18 protein-coding genes and 2 pseudogenes are annotated in these 22,790 nt (G+C 46.0%); 8 read left to right on the top strand and 12 right to left on the bottom strand.

The genetic code is table 11. The annotated features are described in order from the left end of the window. Window positions 1-21 precede the first annotated feature (21 nt). The 5 genes from mrcB to ACH19P_RS13265 form a co-directional block, all read right to left on the bottom strand. Window positions 22-2,316, bottom strand: a complete 2,295-nt coding sequence (gene mrcB, locus ACH19P_RS13245) for a penicillin-binding protein 1B (RefSeq protein ID WP_462159007.1) — start codon at window positions 2,314-2,316, stop codon at window positions 22-24. A gap of 136 nt (window positions 2,317-2,452) precedes the next feature. Further along, window positions 2,453-2,611: a YqaE/Pmp3 family membrane protein gene (locus ACH19P_RS13250; protein WP_462159008.1), complete on the bottom strand. Its 159-nt coding sequence runs from the start codon at window positions 2,609-2,611 to the stop codon at window positions 2,453-2,455. Window positions 2,612-2,711: 100 nt separating this feature from the next. Further along, window positions 2,712-3,941, bottom strand: a complete 1,230-nt coding sequence (locus ACH19P_RS13255; protein WP_462159009.1) for an ammonium transporter — start codon at window positions 3,939-3,941, stop codon at window positions 2,712-2,714. Window positions 3,942-3,952: 11 nt separating this feature from the next. Beyond that, window positions 3,953-4,291 carry a P-II family nitrogen regulator gene (locus ACH19P_RS13260; RefSeq protein ID WP_347390622.1) on the bottom strand — a complete coding sequence of 113 codons (339 nt, stop codon included), beginning with the start codon at window positions 4,289-4,291 and terminating at the stop codon, window positions 3,953-3,955. A gap of 165 nt (window positions 4,292-4,456) precedes the next feature. After that, window positions 4,457-5,719, bottom strand: a complete 1,263-nt coding sequence (locus ACH19P_RS13265) for a response regulator (RefSeq protein WP_462159010.1) — start codon at window positions 5,717-5,719, stop codon at window positions 4,457-4,459. A gap of 139 nt (window positions 5,720-5,858) precedes the next feature. Here ACH19P_RS13265 and ACH19P_RS13270 point away from each other — a divergent pair, with 139 nt between their 5' ends. From ACH19P_RS13270 to serA, 6 genes and pseudogenes are all read left to right on the top strand, one after another. Next, window positions 5,859-6,737 (top strand): dTDP-4-dehydrorhamnose reductase family protein, encoded by an 879-nt coding sequence (locus tag ACH19P_RS13270; RefSeq protein WP_462159011.1) that lies wholly within the window; start codon window positions 5,859-5,861, stop codon window positions 6,735-6,737. 71 nt (window positions 6,738-6,808) lie between these two features. Next, window positions 6,809-8,347 carry a S10 family peptidase gene (locus ACH19P_RS13275; RefSeq protein ID WP_462159012.1) on the top strand — a complete coding sequence of 513 codons (1,539 nt, stop codon included), beginning with the start codon at window positions 6,809-6,811 and terminating at the stop codon, window positions 8,345-8,347. Window positions 8,348-8,523: 176 nt separating this feature from the next. After that, window positions 8,524-9,069 (top strand): hypothetical protein, encoded by a 546-nt coding sequence (locus tag ACH19P_RS13280; protein ID WP_462159013.1) that lies wholly within the window; start codon window positions 8,524-8,526, stop codon window positions 9,067-9,069. Between the two features lie 70 nt (window positions 9,070-9,139). Then, a pseudogene (locus ACH19P_RS13285) lies at window positions 9,140-9,738 on the top strand (5-formyltetrahydrofolate cyclo-ligase). 51 nt (window positions 9,739-9,789) lie between these two features. Next, the gene (rpiA, locus tag ACH19P_RS13290) at window positions 9,790-10,443 is read left to right on the top strand and encodes a ribose-5-phosphate isomerase RpiA (RefSeq protein WP_462159014.1); all 654 of its coding nucleotides are present in this window, start codon (window positions 9,790-9,792) and stop codon (window positions 10,441-10,443) included. Between the two features lie 13 nt (window positions 10,444-10,456). Continuing rightward, on the top strand, window positions 10,457-11,686 hold the full coding sequence (serA, locus tag ACH19P_RS13295) for a phosphoglycerate dehydrogenase (protein WP_462159015.1): 1,230 nt from the start codon (window positions 10,457-10,459) through the stop codon (window positions 11,684-11,686). 74 nt (window positions 11,687-11,760) lie between these two features. Here the strand turns inward: serA and yghU are convergent, their stop codons facing one another. From yghU to radA, 3 genes are all read right to left on the bottom strand, one after another. After that, entirely contained in the window at window positions 11,761-12,600 is an 840-nt protein-coding gene (gene yghU, locus ACH19P_RS13300; RefSeq protein ID WP_462159016.1) for a glutathione-dependent disulfide-bond oxidoreductase, read from the bottom strand. A gap of 160 nt (window positions 12,601-12,760) precedes the next feature. Beyond that, entirely contained in the window at window positions 12,761-13,678 is a 918-nt protein-coding gene (locus tag ACH19P_RS13305; protein WP_462159017.1) for a hypothetical protein, read from the bottom strand. A 55-nt stretch (window positions 13,679-13,733) separates the two neighbouring features. After that, window positions 13,734-15,104 (bottom strand): DNA repair protein RadA, encoded by a 1,371-nt coding sequence (radA, locus tag ACH19P_RS13310; protein ID WP_462159018.1) that lies wholly within the window; start codon window positions 15,102-15,104, stop codon window positions 13,734-13,736. A 113-nt stretch (window positions 15,105-15,217) separates the two neighbouring features. On the opposite strand from radA, the gene ACH19P_RS13315 reads away from it, so the two are divergent. Further along, a complete protein-coding gene (locus tag ACH19P_RS13315; protein ID WP_462159019.1) occupies window positions 15,218-17,683 on the top strand; it encodes a PilZ domain-containing protein in 2,466 nt (821 codons plus the stop codon). Between the two features lie 11 nt (window positions 17,684-17,694). Here the strand turns inward: ACH19P_RS13315 and serB are convergent, their stop codons facing one another. After that, complete coding sequence (gene serB, locus ACH19P_RS13320) at window positions 17,695-18,708, bottom strand: phosphoserine phosphatase SerB (RefSeq protein ID WP_462159020.1); 1,014 nt, start codon at window positions 18,706-18,708, stop codon at window positions 17,695-17,697. Between the two features lie 89 nt (window positions 18,709-18,797). Here serB and ACH19P_RS13325 point away from each other — a divergent pair, with 89 nt between their 5' ends. After that, window positions 18,798-19,445 (top strand): AhpA/YtjB family protein, encoded by a 648-nt coding sequence (locus ACH19P_RS13325; RefSeq protein ID WP_462159021.1) that lies wholly within the window; start codon window positions 18,798-18,800, stop codon window positions 19,443-19,445. Here ACH19P_RS13325 and ACH19P_RS13330 read toward each other — a convergent pair. From ACH19P_RS13330 to argS, 3 genes and pseudogenes are all read right to left on the bottom strand, one after another. Further along, window positions 19,388-20,155: a TatD family hydrolase gene (locus ACH19P_RS13330; protein ID WP_462159359.1), complete on the bottom strand. Its 768-nt coding sequence runs from the start codon at window positions 20,153-20,155 to the stop codon at window positions 19,388-19,390. The two genes, ACH19P_RS13325 and ACH19P_RS13330, sit on opposite strands and share 58 nt — an antisense overlap. Next, a pseudogene (gene pdxH, locus ACH19P_RS13335) lies at window positions 20,155-20,791 on the bottom strand (pyridoxamine 5'-phosphate oxidase). The gene ACH19P_RS13330 and the pseudogene pdxH overlap by 1 nt, the downstream one beginning before the upstream one ends. Window positions 20,792-20,986: 195 nt before the next feature. After that, window positions 20,987-22,729 (bottom strand): arginine--tRNA ligase, encoded by a 1,743-nt coding sequence (gene argS / locus ACH19P_RS13340; protein WP_462159022.1) that lies wholly within the window; start codon window positions 22,727-22,729, stop codon window positions 20,987-20,989. Window positions 22,730-22,790 lie beyond the last annotated feature (61 nt).

Raw genomic sequence — 22,790 nt, forward strand, 5'->3', positions numbered from 1 at the left:
TATATCTTGTTAATGCGCAAATTAGCGCACACAACGCGGACGAGGGTCAAACTCACTGGCGCGAATAGGCAATTGAATCACCTTGCCACAGCCAGGAGGTGCCTGTAGGCCAGTTTGTTCATTGATAAATGCCCAACGAACTCCCTCAGGACGCTCATCCGCCAACGACTGCGGATTCAGCTGACGTAGATAACGGATATACAACTCCAACGCCCCCACAGCCCCAGTTAAACCTGTGCTTTGGTTATCATCACGCCCAACCCACGCAATGGTTACGGTATTTTGATCAAAACCACCATACCAACTATCACGCAAGTTATTACTTGTGCCTGTTTTCCCTGCCAATTGAATAGTTGGGAAGTGCTTATTCAATCGTTTACCAGTGCCATCTTTGGTTACGCGCTTCATGCCATATTTAGTCATGTACACCGCTTCTTGTGGGAAACGTTGCTGCCATTGAGGCTTATGCTGGTACAACAACTTACCGCTATTGTCAGTTAATGCTGAAATACTCGTAAGGCGTGTATATGCGCCATCATTGGCGAGCGTCGTGTACGCTTGTGCCATTTCATAACTCGATAGTTCAAGCGCTCCTAGGAGTAATGAAGGATACTGATTGATATGACTTTCTACGCCTAGGCCTTCAAGTGTGTTGGCTACTTTGTCCACGCCAATATCCAAACCAAGGTTAACCGCTGGGATATTAATGCTATTACTAAATGCTTGATACAAAGGTAAGTCACCACGGAACACATGGTCAAAGTTGTCAGGCCTCCATACATTACCTTGCTCATCTTTAACTTCTACAGGCTCATCTTTAAGTACCGTACCCAAGTGGTATTGCTTCAGTTGCAAAGCACTGAGGTATACCGCAGGTTTTACGAGAGAACCAATATTACGTTTGGTATCTAACACACGGTTAAAACCTGAATAACGCATATCTCGGCCCGCAACCAGTGCCGACACTCCCCCCAATTGACGATTTACCGACACCATTGCCGCTTCTAATTGTTCAGTGTTAGGGCGCTTTTCTAGATAAGGTAAAGATTGGGCAATGGACTCCTCCATCGCCTCCTGCTTTTGTAAGTCTAGATACGTGAATACGCGAACCCCAGCATCCAAAGTTTCTTTGTCCGTCAGCAACTCTTTAAGTTGACGATTCACCAGCTCTAAGTAACCTGGATAGGTTTTGTCGATATCACGTCGCATCGGTGCGATATCAAGCGGACGCTTCAGCGCTACGCGGTATTCAGGGGTGGTAATTAGCCCATCTTCTACCATTAAACGTAGCACCAGATCACGACGCTCTTGTGCACGCTCTTCATAACGGCGTGGATTGTAATACGACGGTCCTTTAACAAGGGCAACCAGCATCGCAATCTGGTCGAACTCCAGCTCATCAATCGGTTTAGAGAAATAAAACTCAGCCGCAAGGCCCATTCCATGGACTCCTTTGGTATAAGACTGGCCTAAATAAACCTCGTTTAGGTAAGCTTCTAAAATCGCATCTTTGGAATAACGGTAATCCAAAATTAGGGCTATCAAAGCTTCGTTGATTTTTCGCGTTAGTGAGCGCTCACGGGTAAGGTAGAAGTTCTTCGCTAATTGCTGCGTCAGCGTACTGCCACCTTGTACCGTGCGACCAGCACGGATATTAGCGTACAGTGCACGCATAATGGACCAAACAGATACACCGTGGTGGTCATAGAAGTTTCTATCTTCAACCACCAGCAAGGTTTCTTTAAGAATGCTCGGAAATTTATCTAAGGGCACAAATTCGCGGTCTTGGGTTTCATCATTGCCAATTCGAGCAATTTGCACCGGCTCTAAACGAGCACTGTCCAAGCGCTGACCGATGTTGTTTTTGACTGTAGCGAGTTTATTGCCATTAAAGCGTAACTCAATGATGTGAGAATTTTCCTGTCCATCGGCAAATTCAAACGCGCGACGGTAAATACGTAAACGTGTTGCGCTTTGCTCGTACTGCCCTGTATGCGTCAACTTAGTGACTTGAGTGTAATTGAGTCGTTTAAGCTCCCACTCAACCTCATCCATTGAGAGGTATTGACCTGGGTAAAAGGTTAATGCTCGCGCATACACTTGCGCAGGCAGTTGCCACTTATTGCCCTCAAACTGCCTTGTCACTTTGGCATCGAGGTAAATCATGTACAACGCGATACAGATAACGGTTACCAGCGACACTTTCCAAAACAGCGAAAACAACCGCTTGGCAACGCGCTTCATGAATGATGGAGATGTTGAAGTAGGCTTCTTACTACTTTTGGTTTTTTTTACTGGTGCTTTTTTTGACGCCATAAGGTTGCTAATGCGTGGCTAATTGAAAATTTTTGGAAGCTTAGCATACTCATGAGCAAAATTAATTGCCCACGAGTACACCAAGACAGGGTGCTCGTAAATAGTAAGCGGCGTTAACTTAACTGATACTGACTCTCTAGCGAGTAGATACCCACAATGCGTGAATAACGGCTGGGATAAAGAACAAGAAACACAAAATAATATTAATGACTAAATCCTTACCTGCGCCCGATTTCAAAAACACAGCAACTGGCGGTAAGAAGATAGAAAGGATAATCAACAATAGTTTATTCATAGCACGAACCTATTTGAGGGACTTTAGGTTTTGATTATAGTCACAAAAAACGGCGAGTTAAATGCTCGCCGTTATTTAATTTGAATAATCCAATTAGATGTTAGCTTGAGCGCACTGATACAAACTCAGGGTAAGCATCAATTCCACAGTCATGCTGATCCATACCGGTAAGCTCTTCTTCCTCTCCAACACGGATACCCATGGTTTTCTTCAGAATAGCCCATACGATGAATGAAGTTACAAACACGAAGCCATAGATACACACTAAACCGATTAGCTGCGTCAAGTAGTTAGCATCACCGTTTGATAGCGGCACAAGCATTAAGCCAATCGCACCACACACACCGTGTACAGAGATAGCACCTACAGGGTCATCGATACGCGCTTTATCAAGCGCTACGATACTGAACACAACAGCGATACCGCCGATTGCACCTAGGCCTACAGCCAGAAGCGGTGAAGGTGAAGCAGGCTCTGCGGTGATAACGACTAGGCCAGCCAGTGCACCATTTAGCACCATAGTAAGATCAGCTTTACCCCAGTAAGTTTTGCACACAAGCAGTGACGAAATGGCACCGGCTGCCGCTGCTGCATTGGTGTTGAGCATGATTTGACCAACAGCAGTAGCGTTCTCAGCATCGCTGATTAACAACTGCGAACCGCCATTAAAGCCGAACCAACCCATCCACAAAATAAACGTACCGAGTGTTGCCAACGGTAAGTTTGAGCCAGGGATTGGGTAGATTTCACCGTTTTTGCCGTACTTACCGCGGCGAGCGCCCAATAACAATACGCCCGCGAGTGCCGCCGCTGCACCTGCACCGTGCACAATACCTGAACCTGCGAAGTCAACGAAGCCCATTTCAGATAAGAAACCGCCGCCCCATGTCCAATAACCTTCGATAGGGTAAAGTAGGCCAGTCATCACGACACAGAATACGAGGAAAGCCCAAAGCTTCATGCGTTCAGCTACCGCACCTGACACGATAGACATTGCTGTTGCAACAAACACAACTTGGAAGAAAAAGTCAGACTGTAGTGCATGGTCTGCATCGCTAGCTTGTGTGCCAATAAGGGCACCAAAGCTCGGGATAAAACCGCCTTCAGCATTATCTACATACATGATGTTGTATCCGATAAACAAATACATAGTACAGGCAATCGCATACAGCGCGACGTTTTTAGTCAGGATCTCAGTGGTGTTTTTAGAACGAACCAGACCCGCTTCTAGCATGGCGAAACCGGCTGCCATCCACATAACTAACACGCCCGAAATGAGGAAGTAGAACGTGTTCAATGAAAATTGTAATTCAACTACTGTGTTTTCCATGATGGCGCCCCTTAAATAGCTTCTTCATCAAGCTCACCCGTTCGGATGCGCACAATTTGATCGAGATCGTAAACAAAGATTTTACCGTCACCGATTTTTCCGGTTGAGGCGATGCGGGTGATAAGTTCCACCACACGGTCTACGTTCTCGCTTAAGGTCGCAATTTCTAGTTTGATTTTAGGAATGAAATCAACTTGATACTCGGCGCCACGATAAAGTTCGGTGTGTCCACGCTGACGACCAAAGCCTTTCACGTCAACAACAGTCATCCCCTCTATTCCCAGCTCCGCTAGAGCTTCACGCACTTCATCAAGCTTAAATGGCTTAATGATGGCACTGATCATTTTCATATGGCCCCCTTCAGGCAACACTGATTATTATTGTCGAAAGGGTAAATCCAACCTTTGTGCCATAATTATTTTTTCTTATTTAACAGAAAGTTAACTATATTAGCGCACAAAAAACGCACCATAATGGTGCGTTGTTTTATCGTTTTTTCCAAATGTGTGCAAAAACTAGACGTTCTCTATGGTCTCAACAAGTAGCTGTTTTTTGCCACTGGCTTTGGCTTTGTACAGTGCCTGATCGGCTCTTTGCAAACAGGCGTCCATATTGAGATGACCGAGCTGGGCTAAACCGATACTGACGGACATTGCATAAGGCTCATCCGCAACCAGAATTGGGTTTTGCACCAAGTGCTCATTCAAACTCACCAAGCTGCCTTTGAATTTTTCAAACTCTTCACTATCGCACTGCGACAAAACTGCAAACTCTTCTCCACCAAAGCGCGCAACAATACGCCCTTCGAGATGTTGCTTCAGCCTACTCGCCAGTTGCTGCAGTGCCGAATCGCCCGCCTGATGTCCGAATTCATCATTAATCAGCTTAAAGTTATCCGCATCAATTAAAGCGACGGTCACATCCCCAGCTCCCTTTGAGAAGAGTTTTAAGCCTTGCTCTTGCAGGTAACGACGATTGTACAATCCTGTTAAATGATCACGCTCAGCGGTGGCGCGAATTTGGCTAATGAGGTGCAATTGTTCAACGGTTTGTAACACACGACAATGAAACTCTTCATTAGCGAAAGGTTTAGTTAAAAAATCATTAGCGCCATATTTAATGAATTTAGCAGACAACCCATTTTTGCCAGCGCCAGAAATACCGACTATTGCTAAGTCATCACGACCACGATAGTTACGAATAGCACGCACAAGTTCAAAACCATCCATAACCGGCATCGCGTAGTCACAAAGCAGTAATTTGATTGATGGATCATCCCTCAGTAATTGCAACGCCTGTTCTCCATCGGGCGCTTCAATGACTTCGTAGAGTTGGCGCTCAAGCATTTGCCTGAGAACTTGTCGGCTGATTCGCGAGTCATCCGCAACTAACACTCGCAACCCTTTGTTGCGCAACAATTGCGTTAGCAACCGCACTGCATATAAATAAGAATCGCGATTGTCTTTAATGACATAATCCACCACTCCGAGCTCTAACATTTGCTGACGCTGAGATTCATCAAGACTGGAAGTAAGCACAACAGTCGCAATCTCTTGGTCCACAGTTAACCTTACTGCGTCCCCTGTATCACAATCTGGTAACGTCATATCGACCAACGCAATATCGTAGGAATGTTGCTGAATTAACTCTTGGGCCTGATGATAATCCCAAGCGAAGTCAACGTGATCAATGAACTCTTTTGCGAATTTTTGACTCAGTAAATGGCGCAAAACCTGCTGCACAACTTTACTGTCTTCAATGATCAAAACGCGGGCCATGACATAAACTCCAACATGGTATTTTTTTATTAGTATTTGCTTTCGGGCCAAATTTAAACACATTTTAGGCACAATAGACACTTTGACTTTAAAGTAAGTGCTCGCTAGGCTGCCAAAGTTGAATTTTAGGAGTATGAAAATGGCAAAAGTGATGATTTCTGGTGCAACGGGTTTACTCGGACGCGCATTAATGAATGAGTTTAGCAAAGAGCACGATGCAATTGGTTTGGGCTATTCGAGAGCACAGCCACCTATTTTAAAAGTGGACTTGTTTGACAAAGAAGCGCTACACAAAGTATTCGCTGAACATACTCCTGACTTTTTCATCCACAGCGCTGCCGAGCGAAACCCTGATAGGTTCGATAACGATCCTGAAAATAGCATTAAGCTCAATTGTGCCGTCACCGAAGAGATAGCGCGTTGTTGCCAGCAGTTTGGTTGCAAACTTATTTTCATCAGTACTGATTATGTATTTGATGGGCGCACCCCTCCTTATCGAGAAGACGCTGCAACTAACCCGCTTAATTTGTATGGTGAGTCAAAGGCACGTAGCGAGCAATTGCTGCAAAAAGATTACCCTAATGCCGCAATTGCTCGCATCCCCGTTTTATATGGTGAGGTCACTGCACTCAAGGAATCTGCAGTCACTATTATCGCAGAACAGTTAATGAAAGGTGTTCGTGCCTTTGATCACGACTCGTTGCGCTTTCCAACCAATACCGCAGATATAGCTCGTGTATTACGACAAGCGATAGAAGTAGTAGGTAGTAATCTCAAAGGCGTGTATCACATTAGTGCAAAAGAGATGATGACGAAGCTCGATATGGCAAAGGCCATGGCGCCGATGCTTGATATTGATAGGGCAACCTTAATAGCCGCCCCTGTGGATGAAAATGCAGCGCCACGACCGAAAGATTGTGCGTTACACGATACCCGCCTCGCAGCGGTGGGAATAGAGATTGACGCACAATTTAGTGACGCCATCAGCACGATACTAGGCCCCCATTTATCGCAATAACTTGTAGTTTGGTTAGCAAGCTTTTTTAATTAACTCAATTAAGCCCTTCGATAACAATAAAAGGTAACTCAATGTTAGCAACCCATCTAAAAGCTGTGGCGTTGTCGCTTGCAGTCGTGATTGCACCTTCGGTACTTGCCGAGACCAATCAATTCGACGCGTCACAGCACAGCCGTCAAATTGAAATTGACAGCTCAGTCACCACAGAGCACAAAGCACGTATTAATGGCGAGCGTATCTCATATACCGCTGAGACAGGCACTCAACCAGTGTGGAACGACACGGGTGATGCAGTTGCAACACTGCATTACACCTATTACAAGCGTGGTGGCGTGGATGACGATACAAAGCGCCCTTTGCTGATTTCATTTAATGGTGGCCCAGGTTCCGCGTCAGTATGGATGCACCTTGCTTACACAGGCCCTAAAGTACTGAAGATTGATGACGAAGGTTACCCAGTGCAACCTTACGGGGTAAAAGAAAATCCATACTCAGTGTTGGATGTCGCTGATATCGTTTATGTTAACCCTGTCAACACGGGCTACTCGCGTGTACTGCCAGGTAAAGATGGCAAAATGCCAAGCCGCGACCAACAAAAAGACATGTTCTTTGGCGTCAACGCAGACATCAAATACCTTGCAGAGTGGCTAAACACATTTGTCAACCGCCACAATCGCTGGCGCTCACCCAAATTCCTTATTGGTGAAAGCTATGGAACAACGCGTGTATCGGGTCTAGCGTTGGAGCTTCAAAACAGCCAATGGATGTACCTAAACGGTGTGGTATTAGTATCACCTACCGAGATTGGTATCAAACGTGAGGGCCCAGTAGAGGCGGCAAACCGCTTACCTTACTTTGCCGCTACCGCGTGGTATCACAAAGCCCTCGACAGCGAACTACAAGCATTAGATTTAGACGAACTATTACCCAAAGTGGAAGATTTCACTGTCAATGAGTTGATCCCCGCTATCGCAAAAGGCGGCTTTATTAGTGCTGATGAGAAACGTCGCATCGTCACGCAAATGGCGCGCTATGCTGGCGTATCGCAAACATTCGTCGAAGGGAATAACCTCGACATTCCTAATGCCTCGTTCTGGAAAGAGCTACTTCGCGAGCGCGGGCAAACGGTCGGCCGTTTAGACTCTCGCTACTTAGGTATCGATAAGCGCAATGAAGGCGATCGTCCTGACTATTGGGCTGAGCTGACTTCTTGGCTGCACTCGTTCACACCTGCTATCAATTACTACCTTCGCGAAGAGCTACAGTACAAAACAGATGTAAAATACAACATGTTCGGTTCAGTGCACCCGTGGGATAGAAACAACAACAACACAGGTGAAAACCTACGTTTAGCAATGGCGCAAAACCCATACCTAAACGTAATGATTCAATCAGGTTACTTCGATGGTGCAACGAATTACTTTGATGCTAAATACACTATGTGGCAATTGGACCCAAGCGGAAAAATGAAAGAACGCTTGAGCTTCAAAGGCTATCGCAGTGGTCACATGATGTACTTGCGCCGTGCTGACTTAGAGAGCTCGAATAACGACTTGCGTGACTTCATCATCAACGCTCTACCACAAGAAGGCAAAGCAGCTAAGTACTAAGCGGATATTTTAGATAAAACACCACGGCTTAGGCTGTGGTGTTTTTGTTTGTAAAGGCAACGCAATAGCCTTTTTTCTTTTTAAACAAAAGGATTTATACTCACAACTAGGGTTTGTTGACCCTTGATGTAAATGAGCCAATTCTTTGCGCTCTTCGCGACCATTACGGGGCTCTTATGAGTGAACAGTACAAGCTGGTGTTTGCCCACCTTGATGAAGATAAAACCCAAGATCAGGCAATCGTAGCACTACAACAAAAATTAAAACTAAACGAAAAACAAACTCAGGCCTTTTTTGATGGTCAGCCTATCTTTCCTGCCAGTGACCAAAACAAAGCACTCAAACAAGCCAAGGTGCTCGCAACGTTGGGGATTCGCTGCCGCCTTAAGCGCGTAACCACAGGCGCAGCTGCAACAACTGAGCACAGTAGTAAACGTGACGAGCAGATCCTTGCTGCGCTGGATTACGTTACCAGCAGTCTTATTCGCATTGAAGAGCGCTTAGACGATATGGACCATCGCTTTAGCGAGCGCTTACAGCGCGATGAAGATACAGGTGTGATTGACGACCTAGGCTTGGATCTAAGCTTGGGGGAAGACCTCGATATCGACCCTATCTCTAAACCCAAACGCTGGCCAATTGTCCTACTCGTGGTGTTGATTGTCTTATTGCTCACCATCTTGGGGCTTCATTACCTGTACCCTGATATTATCGAGTTTTAATTTCAGCCAGAACCCGCACAGTGACATAAATTGCTCACTCCAGTTATCAGATTTTATGTGAATCGGTGTTATGCAGCTTAACGAACAACGTATTGACATTCGCAAGAGAATGCGAAATTTACGAAAAAATCTTTCCAAAGAAGTGCAAGAACAGGCCACTAAGTCGCTATATATTAATATTTCTCAAGTGGCAATCATCACTAAAAACACCCGGATGGGGGGTATTTAAGCAACGATGGAGAACCAGACTTAAGCCTCGTATTTAAAGAGATGTGGAGCAAAAATGCCAAGCCACACCTACCCATTATCCACCCTTTCACAAGGACTCATTTGCTCTTTCAAGAGTATGAGAAAAACTCACCCATGAAGGCGAATCGCTATGGTATCTTTGAGCCCGAGTTGAATTGCAGTCATATTTGCCCCGTAGCTGAGTTGGATTTTATCCTCACACCGCTGGTGGCATTTGATAGCCAAGGGAACCGATTAGGCATGGGTGGCGGTTATTACGATCGCACACTTGCACAGATACCCGACAACGCGGTGAAAAAGCCGGTGTTAATTGGCATCGCACACCAGTGTCAGGAGGTAGATGCGCTCCCCATTGCCAGTTGGGATGTGCCATTAGATTACATTGTCACCCCCGAGAGAATTTATTGCCCCGAAAGGTAGTGGTACAATGAATTCCTAACCCCAAGCTATCAACTCATTTACGAGCGCAACATGACTCAAGACGAAATGAAAAAAGCGGCCGCATGGGCTGCACTGGAATACGTAAAGAAAGACACCATTGTTGGTGTAGGTACCGGTTCAACGGTTAATCACTTTATTGATGCACTTGCCACGGTAAAGGACGATATTCGCGGTGCGGTATCAAGTTCGCAAGCATCCACTGAGCGCTTAAAAGCGTTGGGTATTGAAGTATTCGAATTGAATGATGTGGATGCGCTAGACATTTATGTCGACGGTGCTGATGAAATCAACACCCACAACGAAATGATTAAAGGTGGCGGAGCGGCACTCACTCGAGAGAAGATTGTTGCGGCGGTTGCCAAGCAGTTTATCTGCATCGTGGATAACACCAAGTTGGTTGATACCATGGGTGAGTTTCCACTCCCTGTCGAAGTAATTCCGATGGCGCGCAGCTATGTAGCACGTGAAATCGTAAAACTCGGTGGCGACCCAGTGTATCGTCAAGGTGTAGTGACAGATAATGGCAACGTTATTTTAGATGTTCACAACCTACATATTGTTGATGCCAAGTCACTGGAACAAACATTAAATCAGGTGGTTGGTGTTGTAACCAACGGCCTATTCGCTCACCGCGGCGCTGATACTGTGATCATCGGCACGCCGGAGGGCCCAACTACACGTTAGAGGAATGAGGAACATGAGTAAGGTATCGTTAGCAAAAGATAAAATTAAAATTCTCTTGCTGGAAGGCGTACACCAAAGCGCAGTAGAAACACTAAAACGCAATGGTTACAGCAATATAGACTACGTGAAAACGTCTTTACCTGAAAATGAACTCATCGAGCGCATTAGCGATGCTCACTTTGTGGGTCTTCGCTCGCGCACTCAGATCACTGACGCTGTTCTCGAAGCCGCACAAAAATTAGTGGCGGTTGGTTGCTTCTGTATTGGTACTAACCAAGTTGATTTAGATGCAGCTAAGCGTCGCGGCATTGCTGTATTCAATGCACCATTTTCAAACACCCGCTCAGTAGCAGAGCTGGTTCTTGGCGAAATTCTGCTGTTACTTCGTGGCATTCCACTGCGTAATGCGATGGCGCACCGTGGTCAATGGTTGAAAACCGCGGAAGGGTCATTTGAAGCACGTGGTAAAACGCTGGGAATTATCGGTTACGGCCACATTGGTACACAGTTGGGTATCATGGCTGAAAACATCGGTATGAAGGTTCAATACTTTGATATTGAAGACAAACTTTCTCTAGGTAATGCGCAACAAGTACAGAACTTAACACACCTGCTGCAAAGTTCAGATGTTGTTAGCCTACACGTACCAGAAACACCACAAACCAAAAATCTTATTGGTACAGCTGAGCTTTCTGTGATGAAAAAAGGCAGTATCTTGATTAACGCGTCTCGTGGCACCGTGGTTGATATCGATGCGTTAGCAGAAGCGTTAGAAGAAAAAACACTTTCTGGTGCTGCGATTGACGTATTCCCTGTGGAGCCAAAATCAAACGATGAAGAGTTTATCTCGCCACTGCGTAACTTCGACAACGTGATTCTTACACCGCATGTAGGTGGCTCAACGCAAGAAGCACAAGAAAGCATTGGTGTGGAAGTAGCAGGTAAGCTGGCTAAATACTCAGACAATGGTTCAACTATGACTGCAGTAAACTTCCCTGAGGTGGCGTTGCCTGAGCTAGCTAATCGCAGCCGCTTGTTACACGTTCACCAAAACCGTCCGGGTGTGCTAACACAGATTAACCAAGCGTTTGCGCAACACGGTATCAACATCGCCGCGCAATACTTACAAACTGACGAAAGCATTGGTTACGTGGTTATCGATGTGGACAGTGACCACTCAGAAGTCGCACTAAAAGAACTGAGTGCGGTAGACGGTACAATTCGTGCGCGTATCCTGCACTAAGAAAATCATTTAACAGTAAAAAGCTCAGCAAATGCTGAGCTTTTTTATGTCTGCTTCAAAATGAGTGCTTGATACTACTCAAAATCTGCAGCACTGTGACGCTCTTTGAGCTGCTCACTTTCATCTCCCCAAGTGCGATTAACGCGACGGCCGCGCTGCACCGCTGGGCGTTCATCAATCTTCTGTGCCCATGCAATCACGTGCTTATATTCATGCACGGATAAAAACTCTGCGGCATCGTATGCTCGCCCTAGCACTAACGCCCCATACCAAGGCCAAATAGCAATATCGGCGATAGAATATTCTTCCCCTGCCATGTATTCATTTTGTGCTAGGTGCTTATCCAATAAATCCAATTGGCGCTTTACTTCCATAGTAAAACGATTGATCGGGTATTCCATTGACTCTGGCGCATACGCGTAAAAGTGGCCAAAGCCCCCGCCCAAATACGGCGCGGCACCCATCTGCCAAAACAGCCAGTTCATGCACTGAGTCTTCGCGTAATGATCTGTGGGAATAAGGGCCGAAAATTTATCGGCCAGATAGAGCAAAATAGAACCTGACTCGAATACTCTCGTCGCAGGAGATGTGCTGGTATCGAGAAGCGCAGGAATTTTTGAATTGGGGTTGATAGCAACGAAGTCAGAACCAAATTGACCACCTTCGCTGATATCAATTAAAAACGCATCGTATTCAGCATCATCTATCCCTTGCTCCAATAACTCTTCGAACATGATGGTGGCCTTTTGCCCGTTCGGCGTTGCCATTGAATACAGTTGAAATGGGTGCTGGCCCCTAGGCAGTTGCTGTTCGAACGTTGCCCCAGCGGTCGGCTTATTTAGACTCGCCCATTTACCGCCGTTTTCACTATCAAATGTCCACACTTTAGGTGGTGTATACGCCGCTTTGCTCATCTGTGCTCCTTTGCATTTTTGTGCATCACTGAAGTATAGACCTATGGTCAAAGGCTTTAATTGCAAGATGAGCAATTTATATTTATGTGTATTGATGTTTATCGTAGCGACAAAAAAGCCGGATAAATATCCGGCTCTCACACTCCTTAACGCGCAGGGATTAGTTACCTGACGCCTCAAGATTGAAGTAATTTGCTAGCTCTTCAGGATCACCCATCATGGTCATCATTTTTTGATTGATTTGAGCCACACTCGTCCCTTCAGGAAGCGATACAGATACTTTAAATTGCTCAGTACCGTCGATAAAACCAAGCGCAGCATCACGTAAACGAGCTGGTGCAGGTGACATGCTTAATTGCTGCTGAGCCTGCATTTGGAACTGCTCAAATGTCATGCCTTGTTCTGCAACCAAACGCTCTAAAATGCCTTTAAGCTTACCGTTATTAATAAGCTCAAAACTCATGCTCTTTGGCACAATTGTCGTCATCGCTGTCATTAGCTGGCTTTGTAACGCCAATTGCTGTTGTAAGTTAGCTTGACCACTGTCTGCCTGCTGCGCCATTTTATTTAGTTGCTCAGATAAGGCCATCAATTGCTGAGAGTTTGTCATTGCGAAATCAAATTTGATGTTCGCAATTTTACCGGCATTAATAACGGTTTTTGCATCCGCATCACCATTCGATTCACTGTACTTAAACTCAGTCACTAAATCGATTTTTTCACCATCGAGTTCTTTCATCCCTTCAAGTGCAGCACCTTTGAAGGTTAAGTCGTTTATGGCAAAGCGTGAATAATCTGACACTTTTTCTGGGTTAAAACCCTGCATTTCGATACTTGCCACATCTGCAATGTGGTTACCTTCAGGATCGTTTACTGTGACCGAACCCAAAGAAATAGACTGATTGAACAAGTCTGTGGTCAGTTCATCGTAACGCACATCCACTCCGGTTTGTGCGTGAAATTGCAGTAACTGCTTATCAACGTCCTTGCGAGCCTCTTTGCTCACATAATAATTAGCGTAGCTATAACCACCCACTGCGAGTGCGCCTAGTGCTACAACAAAAAGTAATTTTTTCATGCTAAGTTCCTTTTGGAGCTACCCTCGCCCCTGCTGATTGTTATTGGGTTTACCCCTAAAATAATGCTTCCAATGCGTCGCTGAGACTTGCAACAGCTTGCACTTGCATTCCTTCAATTGGCTCTTTTGGTTTATTATCAACGGGCACAATTGCGCGTTTAAAACCATGTTTTGCCGCTTCTCGTAGTCGCTCTTGACCGCTCGGCACAGGGCGAATTTCTCCCCCTAAACCAACCTCACCAAACACTACGAGCTCTCGCTCCAAGCTGTAATTCTTGAAGCTAGAAACTAAGGCTACAATCAGTGCTAAGTCAGCACTGGTTTCGGATACTTTCACGCCGCCTACAACGTTTACAAACACGTCTTGATCAGCCACTTGTAAGCCTCCGTGACGATGCAGCACCGCGAGCAACATGGCTAGGCGATTTTGCTCCAACCCGACTGTGACGCGGCGCGGATTTGAAAGCTGAGAATAGTCGACCAATGCTTGCACTTCCACCAGCAATGGCCGTGTACCTTCCCAAACCACCATGACTAAGGAGCCAGGTGTTTGTTCTTGGGAGCGATTCAAGAAAATAGCAGAGGGGTTTTTGACCTCTTTGAGGCCTTGTCCCGTCATGGCAAATACACCTAATTCGTTCACAGCACCGAAACGGTTCTTATGACCACGAAGTGTTCTAAAGCGACTATCACTGCTGCCCTCAAGTAGAATTGAACAGTCGATGCAATGCTCAAGTACTTTGGGTCCAGCCAAAGAGCCATCTTTTGTGACGTGACCGACCATGATCATAGCAATCTGATTTTGCTTCGCAAAGCGGGTCAAATACGCAGCACTTTCACGCACCTGAGACACACTCCCTGGTGCTGATTGAATATCGGTCATGTGCATAACTTGAATTGAGTCGATAACCATAATGCTCGGCTTCTCATGCAATGCTAACTGGCAAATAGTTTCCACATTGGTTTCAGCAAGCGTTTGCAACTTATCGGTGGGCAGGCCCAAACGCTTCGCGCGCATTGCAACTTGCTGCAACGATTCCTCACCGGTTACGTAAAGAGTTTTCATGTGCTCAGCCAGACCACACATTGTTTGCAACAAGATAGTACTTTTTCCCGCGCCGGGTTCACCACCGATCAAAATTGCACTTCCAGGCACGACGCCCCCGCCAAGCACACGATCGAACTCCAGAAAACCTGTAGAAAAACGCGGTAATCCCTCAAGATTCACTTCATCCAACGTTTGAATCTTGGCTTCTACAAGTCCAGCATAACCACTCGTCGCACCGCTACTAGTGGTCGACTTAACAGAAGGGACACGAAATTCAGTGACAGTGTTCCACGCCTTACATTCGCTACACTGACCTTGCCAGCGAGCAAACTCCGCTCCACACTCATTACATACAAAGGCTGTTTTCTTTTTTACCATAGTAAAGGCATAAATTTTGCTTTATTAAACGCTTAAGGTTGCTTAATTAAAGAATAAACAATAATTTGACACTCAGTATAACGGTTTTTCAATGCTGGGTAATGGTTTAATACATGGCTGAAGACATTCTTACAAAACATCAACCTCTGATTGAGGAGCTTAAAGGTTCATTAGGCGAAAAAGGCTTTAATAGCGAATTCGCTGAAAAAACGGCTGAGCTCTCAAAAGGAGATCAGTTCATCATTAAGATGGAACTGAACCGTCTTCGTCAGCCTTGCAGCCGAGCATTAGACTTACGCGGATTAAGCTCTGGGGAAATCCAAAGCTACGCCTATAAAAACCAAAACCATTTTTTAGATCACGATGCCATCACCGTATTCGAGCAAGGCGTAAAGCGTTTTGGTGAATACACCTTGTCAGTTTATGAAATGGTGATGGACCATGTTAATGCTCGTCGCCAGCAGCGTCAGCAAAATATTCAAGCAGCCCAAGAAGAAGAAACGGGTGAGAAGTTAATACGTTTTGCATCGTATGAATCACGCCAGCAAGAGCGTATGAACTACGCTATAAAAGTGCGTGTTTTGGTGAACGACAAACGTATCGAAGGTAAAACGAGTGATATATCACTCGGCGGATGCAAGCTTCGCTTACCAAGCCATAGCATGTTGGAAAGCCAGCAGTTGGTGCGAGTGCGCTTTACAGGCCTTGAAGAGGACTTTGAATTGGGCCTTAAAGATGGCGTCGAATATGAAGTCGTCGCCATCGAACCAACCAGCGACATGGATTTTTACTACGCACGAATGAAACGCACGCATTCAAAACCTACACCGGGATTTGATGAGTTTCTAGCGCGTTTTATCGATGGTAACAAACGCCGCTATAAAGTGAATCTAGACAATACGTTAGATGCTGTAGTGACGAAGGGATACGAGCAATTTTACATTCCCCGTATCAATTCCTTATTTGCGTTTATTTGCGAAAAAGAAGGTAAACTTCACCCCAGAGTACTGCTGACTACCGAGAACAATTTGGACTCTCATTATTACTTTAATGATGAGCAGCGCCATTCAATGGTCCCAAACATCTTAGGTCCACAGCGCTTACACAGTGTGCTATCTCGTAAGGGGCAGGTAAAACACACCCTGCTCTACAGCTTCACCCATACTCAGAATGATCGTTTATTTTTTTACAGCGCCACTGACATTGAGCTTGCTACTTACCCCGAACTCCGCGCCTTATTTTTTGCATACGGCAGCCGCAAGCCAAGTTGGCGTGTGCACAAGTTACAACTCGTCCCCGTGCAAAGTGGTGATACCCATATTTTACTGAGCTTACCTGACACTGCTGGTGATGCCATTGCTAAACTCAATAAGCCGCCCAGCGCGCGCGTAATGAGTTACTTGCGTGGCTTAAAGTACTTGTGTTTACTCACGCCAATACAGAGTCCATTGCTGACGCAACGGTTGCAGCGCTATAAATTAGATAAAAGTTTGGTAAATCAGCTCAAGGTCTTCGGCCATCGTCGCACCGTTACTCCTGAGTTAGAAATTGTGGCTCTTGAATATGCCAATTTGCGCTCTCATAAGCGTTATTTGTACCAAACCGAGGTGGAAGTCACAGGTGGACTCAATCAATCGCAAGTAGCACAATCCCGCGACTTTAGCGTGCTAGGAATGCAAATAGAGTTACCCGCACCCACAAATGCGAAAAAAGGTGATGTCATCGAAGTGGGCTTGCCGCAATTGCAAGCAATCACCAAAAAGTACAAGCTGCAAAGCATTCCCTATGAAGTCATGGCCGTGAGTAAGTCTGGCACAATTTTGAATCTCAAAGCCTACCAAAAAAGTAAGCAACCTCATGTTGGCGTGTTGTTCTTCTCGCAGTTGATAGAGAACAACAAAGACAAACTTCAAGTATGTGAAGAAGAAGCAAAAGTTCCGGGCCTATCAAAAGCACTGCGCAATATTGTCATTAAAAATGTGTGCCAAACCCCCTTATATTTCACCAAAGATGATACTCATATTGGCTTAGGCGCTCTGGGGGAAGGTCGTTATCAAAGCGCTATCCATGCAATTTGGAGGCAATACGGTTTGTTAACTGAGCAGCCCAATTTACAGCCTCTTCTCAAAGACAACAGTCTACGTGTTTTGACAAACGCACTGCGCGATGGCCAACGCCAAGATAAAGCCAAGGCGTTTGATTTATTCATCCATCTCAACCCAAAGCATGAAGACCTCAATAAAGCGCTCACTTCACGCTGTGTTGCGGTGGATGGCGACTATGCCCCCATCAATGCCTTCATTAATGAAGCATTGAAATCTGGCATGTTATTTACCTTTAGATTATTCCTGTCAAAAACTGGACGTCCAGATACTAAATACCTTATCAGCGAACTAAAATACATTAGCCACTATGCTCTTCACAAAGCCAAAGAGTTGGAAAAGAGCTTGTGGGAAGTAGAAGGGGTGATGGACGCAATAGCGATTGACGAATTACTGCCACGCCTTTTTGCTATTGACGTTAAAGCATTTCATGCCATGGTTGAGCGCCGCAGTAAATGGCTGCAGCGCGTCAGTTAGGCCACAATAACTTAGTCGATAGTTGGAATGGTTAAGAAATAAAGCAGCTGTGCTAGACTGCCGGCAGTAATAGCCGCAGGCGCTTGGGCAACAACTTTTTCCTTGCCGTGTACGGCAACACCCAACCCCGCTTCTTGCATCATTAATAGATCATTCGCGCCATCGCCGATGGCCATCGTTTGCGAATTAGGCAATTGCAGTTGCTCGCGGTATTGGGCCAAAAAGCGAGCTTTTTCTTGCGCATCAACGATTTGCCCACTAACCGTACCCACAAGCGCCTCACCGTTATCATCTAGTTGATTTGCATGAATTTTATCGAGGTTAAGTAATGTCTGAACCTGCTGAGCAAAAGGAATAAAACCACCACTTGCAATGGCTAAATACCAATTGTTTTCGCGCAGCACCGCACACAATTGCTCAACGCCGGGCATTAGAGGCAATTGGCTTTTAAGCTCGTCGACTAAATCCAGTTTAATGCCCGCTAGTTTGGCAACTCGTTGGCGTAAGCTGTCGCTGAAGTCCAACTGTCCTGCCATCGCTTGTGCAGTAACTGCAGCCACTTCGTCATACACGCCGCCTAAACGCGCGATTTCATCAATACACTCAATAGTGATAGCCGTTGAGTCCATATCCATCACCAAAAGACCCGCTTGAGATAACTTGGGAGGATTTACCAAGGCTGCACATTGCACACCATTTTCGGCACTATAGGCCTTTACTTGGTCATTTAATTGCGCATTTGCATCTGTAATAGCGAACGCAAAAGCAGGTGGTAAATCAGCATGCGCTTCATAGCGACAAACACCCACAAGCTCACCTGCCCACGCTTGTAACTGTGTCGCAAAGTTCGCGACATGCATGCCTAATTGGAAGCTGAACAAAACCACGTAGGTGGTATTGCTGTTCGCGTTTGCCACCAAAGACGCATGGTCAAAGTCATACCAAGTGTTTAAATTAAGGTGATTACTTAGGGACAGATCGTCTTGCTGTGCTACAGTAGAAAAAGCAATGCTGTGCTTTGGCATTGAGTGCTCCAACGCAAATTAAATAAAGTGATAAGGCTGTGCCAATTTAATCATTGATGGCGAGGAAAGTCAGTAACCACATGAGTGATATGAAAAATAAACAAGTAAAAAATCCGGTGCGCACATCTCGTTGGCAACGCCTAACGCGACTGGTGTTTGCCGCTTTGTGCTTCGTATTGCTTACATGGATGGCATTTAACACCAGTTTCCAAGGGCACCAAATGCTCTATCAACAAAGCTATCAATACGCCAAAAGCTTATCGCAGCAATTGGCGCTCACAGCAGCTTTGCCATTGGAGCAAAACAACAAGCCACGGCTCACCGAGTTAGCTAATCAATTGAGTATGGATGACGTCATTCAAAGCGCGGTAATCTATGATATTAGCGGCAGTACGCAGGCCCAAAGCAATGTGTACTCCCCCTATGACTCGCAATACGGCATAACCTTAGGCACACCGGGGATCAGCAAGCTAACTCAACCCATCGTCATCCCCATCACCTCGTCGCAAGAGCAAAAGCCAATAGGCTTTGCGCGGGTGAATTACCTACCGCAAACAGCCATTGATACCAGCCACAGATACATCCATGAGGTTGGTCGGCAGGTGCTGCTGATGCTCATTATTTGCTGTATTTTTACATGGCAACTAGGGCGTGGATTAAAACGTTGGCAGCTCAAACGCTATTTTCGTAAAAAAGCTAAACAATTCAGATACAACAACTCAGACAAGGCGTCATGATCAGCCTCTTCTAGTAACTCAGCCAATGCCATAAACACTGTGGGGATGTGCTCTGGCGTGTTGATCTGCCCCTGGTGGCCAAACAGTGGCATGCTCGGCGCGTCAGTTTCCAACAGTAAATGTTCTGCACCTACACTGCGCAACGCTTCTTTGGTTTTCTGTGCGCGTGCATACGTAATAGTGCCGCCCACACCCAATTTAAAACCCGCTTTTGTATAATTTTTCGCCACCTGCGTGGAGCCTGAAAACGCGTGAATAACCCCACCAAATATAGGAGGGCACCGCTTAAAGCTCGCCGCAATCAAATCATGACTTTGTCGGTGATGCACAATTAAAGGCAGCTCATATTCATTGGCTATAGCGATTTGCGCTTCAAACAAGTTCTGCTGGATGGCTAAATCTTCCACATACCTATCGATACCACACTCCCCCACGGCAATAAAAGTATCACGATGCGTTGCTATTAAATCGGCAAGTTGAGCGATATGCGATTCATGATGCTGGCCTAAAAAGTAAGGATGCATACCCGCACTGACAAATGTATTGGGGGTGTGTTGGGCGAATTGAATGAGGTTATGTGATTGTGCCAAGCTGATACCTGGCACCACGAAATGTGTGACTCCCTGCGCATGGGCATTGGCAATACGCTGCGCTCTGTCACCATCGAATTCACTAAAATCAAGATGACAGTGGGAGTCGATAAAGCGCATCACGGGTTGAGGCGCCCTACCTGCCAAGAATCATCTGCTTGGCGTGTATACATAAAGCGATCATGAAGGCGATGGGCACCACCTTGCCAAAATTCGACTTTGGTTGGTTTCACACAATACCCCCCAGAAGTCCGGCAATGGAATTTCGCCTTTGGCAAATTTATTCTTCATTTGCGCAAATTTTTCCATCAGCACTTGGCGTGATGAAACTGGGCGACTTTGGCTTGATGCCCAGGCTGCCAATTGGCTTTCTTTAGGCCGAGAGAGGAAATATTTGGCCACATCGCTCACAGGTAATGGCTGCGCTTCCCCATAAACGATCACCTGGCGTTCAAACATGTGCCAAGGAAAATGCAGGCTAATCTTGTTGTTCTTCGCCAGCTCACTGGCTTTACGCGAGCCTGTGTTAGTGAAAAACACAAAGCCTTTCTCATCCAAGCTTTTCAGTAGCACGATACGTTGTGATGGCTGCCCGTGTTCATCCACCGTCGCTACCACCATGGCCGTTGGATCTGGGATCTGCGCAGCAATCGCCTGCTCCAGCCACTTTTCAAATTGCGCAATGGGGCTTGCCTCGAGCATGCTCTCGTCTAACCCACCTTGTAAATATTCGCGACGAATATCATCAAGTTTCATAGCAAATCCTTCTTAATATGCTCAGGTGAGCAACGCAATTGCTTAAAGCCATCATTTTCGATTTTCGAAAGCATCAGCAAGTGTAGGAGTGCTGACAAGGCGGTACTCTTTTTTATACCTAGGAGCATACGTGACGTATGTGACTAGTGTTAAAAAAGAGCACCAACGCAGTCAAAGCGAACTACACGCCGCTGATTACATTTGCTCCATGACGTCGATACCTAAAAGGTCTAACCCTTTTTGCAACGTCTTCGCCACCAACGAGCACAACACCAAACGACTGTTCTTATCTTCTTCGCTCACACCCTCTTTGAGTACTGGGCATGCTTCGTAGAAGCTCATGTACAAGCTCGCAAGCTCATACAAGTAACCACACAATACGTGTGGCGTCGCATCGTTGATCATCTGATCCAACACTTCTTCAAACTGCATCAGTTTGATAGCGAGCGCTTTTTCTTGAGGTTGCGCAACCACAACAGCTGCTTGGTGTGCAGCACTGTCGATGCCCGCTTTGCGGAAAATACTCTTAACACGGGTATACGCATATTGCAGATAAGGCGCTGTGGCACCTTCAAAGCTCAACATCGTATCCCAATTGAAGATGTAATCGCTGGTGCGGTGCTTAGACAGGTCAGCGTATTTCACTGCACCAATACCAACTTTGCTGGCAATCTCTTCTTGCTCTTGGTCACTCAGTGGTGATTCACGCTCAGATAATTTCGCCTTTGCACGAGTGACTGCTTCATCTAGTAAATCAGCTAGTTTTACCGTGCCGCCCGTACGGGTTTTAAATGGCTTACCATCTTCACCCATCATGGTGCCAAATGGGCAGAATTCATAGCTCGTTTCATCGCGCAAGAAGCCGGCTTTACGCGCTGTGATCTCTACTTGACTGAAGTGCAAACTTTGACGTGCATCTACGAAGATCATAATGCGGTCAGCGCCAAGCGTGTGTGAACGGTATTCACACGCTGCTAAGTCGGTGGTTGCATATAAGAAGCCGCCACCCGATTTTTGCACGATGAACACTGACGGCTCACCATCTTTGTTCGCAAGCTCATCGATGAATACAACTTGTGCGCCCTGGTCTTCTTTAGCAATGCCCTTCTCACGAAGCACATCAATCATGCGTTGCAGTTCACTGTTGTACGCACTTTCTGCGTAAATGTCTTCACGCTTAAGTGTCACGTTTAGCTTGGCGTATACTTCTTCTGAGTGTTTCACCGAGGTATCGATAAACATCTGCCATAGCTTGTCACAGTGTGCATCACCTTGTTGTAGTTTTACTACGTATTCACGCGCGCGATCGGCAAAGCCTTCTTCGTCATCAAAACGCTTTTTCGCATCACGGTAGAAGCTTTCAAGGTCCGCAAGAGCAACTTTTTCAAGATCAACTCCGTCGTTAAGTAAGTCTTCAAGGTGCGCAATCAACATACCAAATTGCGTGCCCCAATCGCCCATGTGGTTTTGACGAATGACTTTGTCACCACGGAACTCTAATGTACGCGCGACCGCATCACCTATGATGGTTGAGCGCAGGTGACCGACGTGCATTTCTTTGGCGAGGTTTGGCGATGAGTAATCCACCACCACAGTATGTGGGTTTGCATGCTCTGCAACACCTAACTTGGCGTCTTGGTTTGCGTTCGCAACTGACTGAGCGAGGAATTCAGGTTTAAGGTGAATATTGATAAAACCAGGTCCTGCGATTTCAACTTTGTCTGCTAAATCAGATACATCAAGCGCATCAATGATTTTTTGCGCCAACTCTCGAGGATTAGTTTTTAGTTTTTTCGCCGCGCCCATTGCGCCATTGATCTGGTAGTCACCAAATTGCGGACGCGTGCTTTGCGTGACCGCTGGATTAGTGCCTTCTTCAAGCCCCGCAGCAAGCATGGCGGCATTGGCTTTGTCGATTAAAATTTGTTTAATGTTCATCGTTGCAGTTACCTTGCAATTGGGCCAGCGCTTTGCTGGCCGAGATAAATTAGGGAGCTTG

This window comes from Pseudoalteromonas sp. GB56, assembly GCF_054923835.1.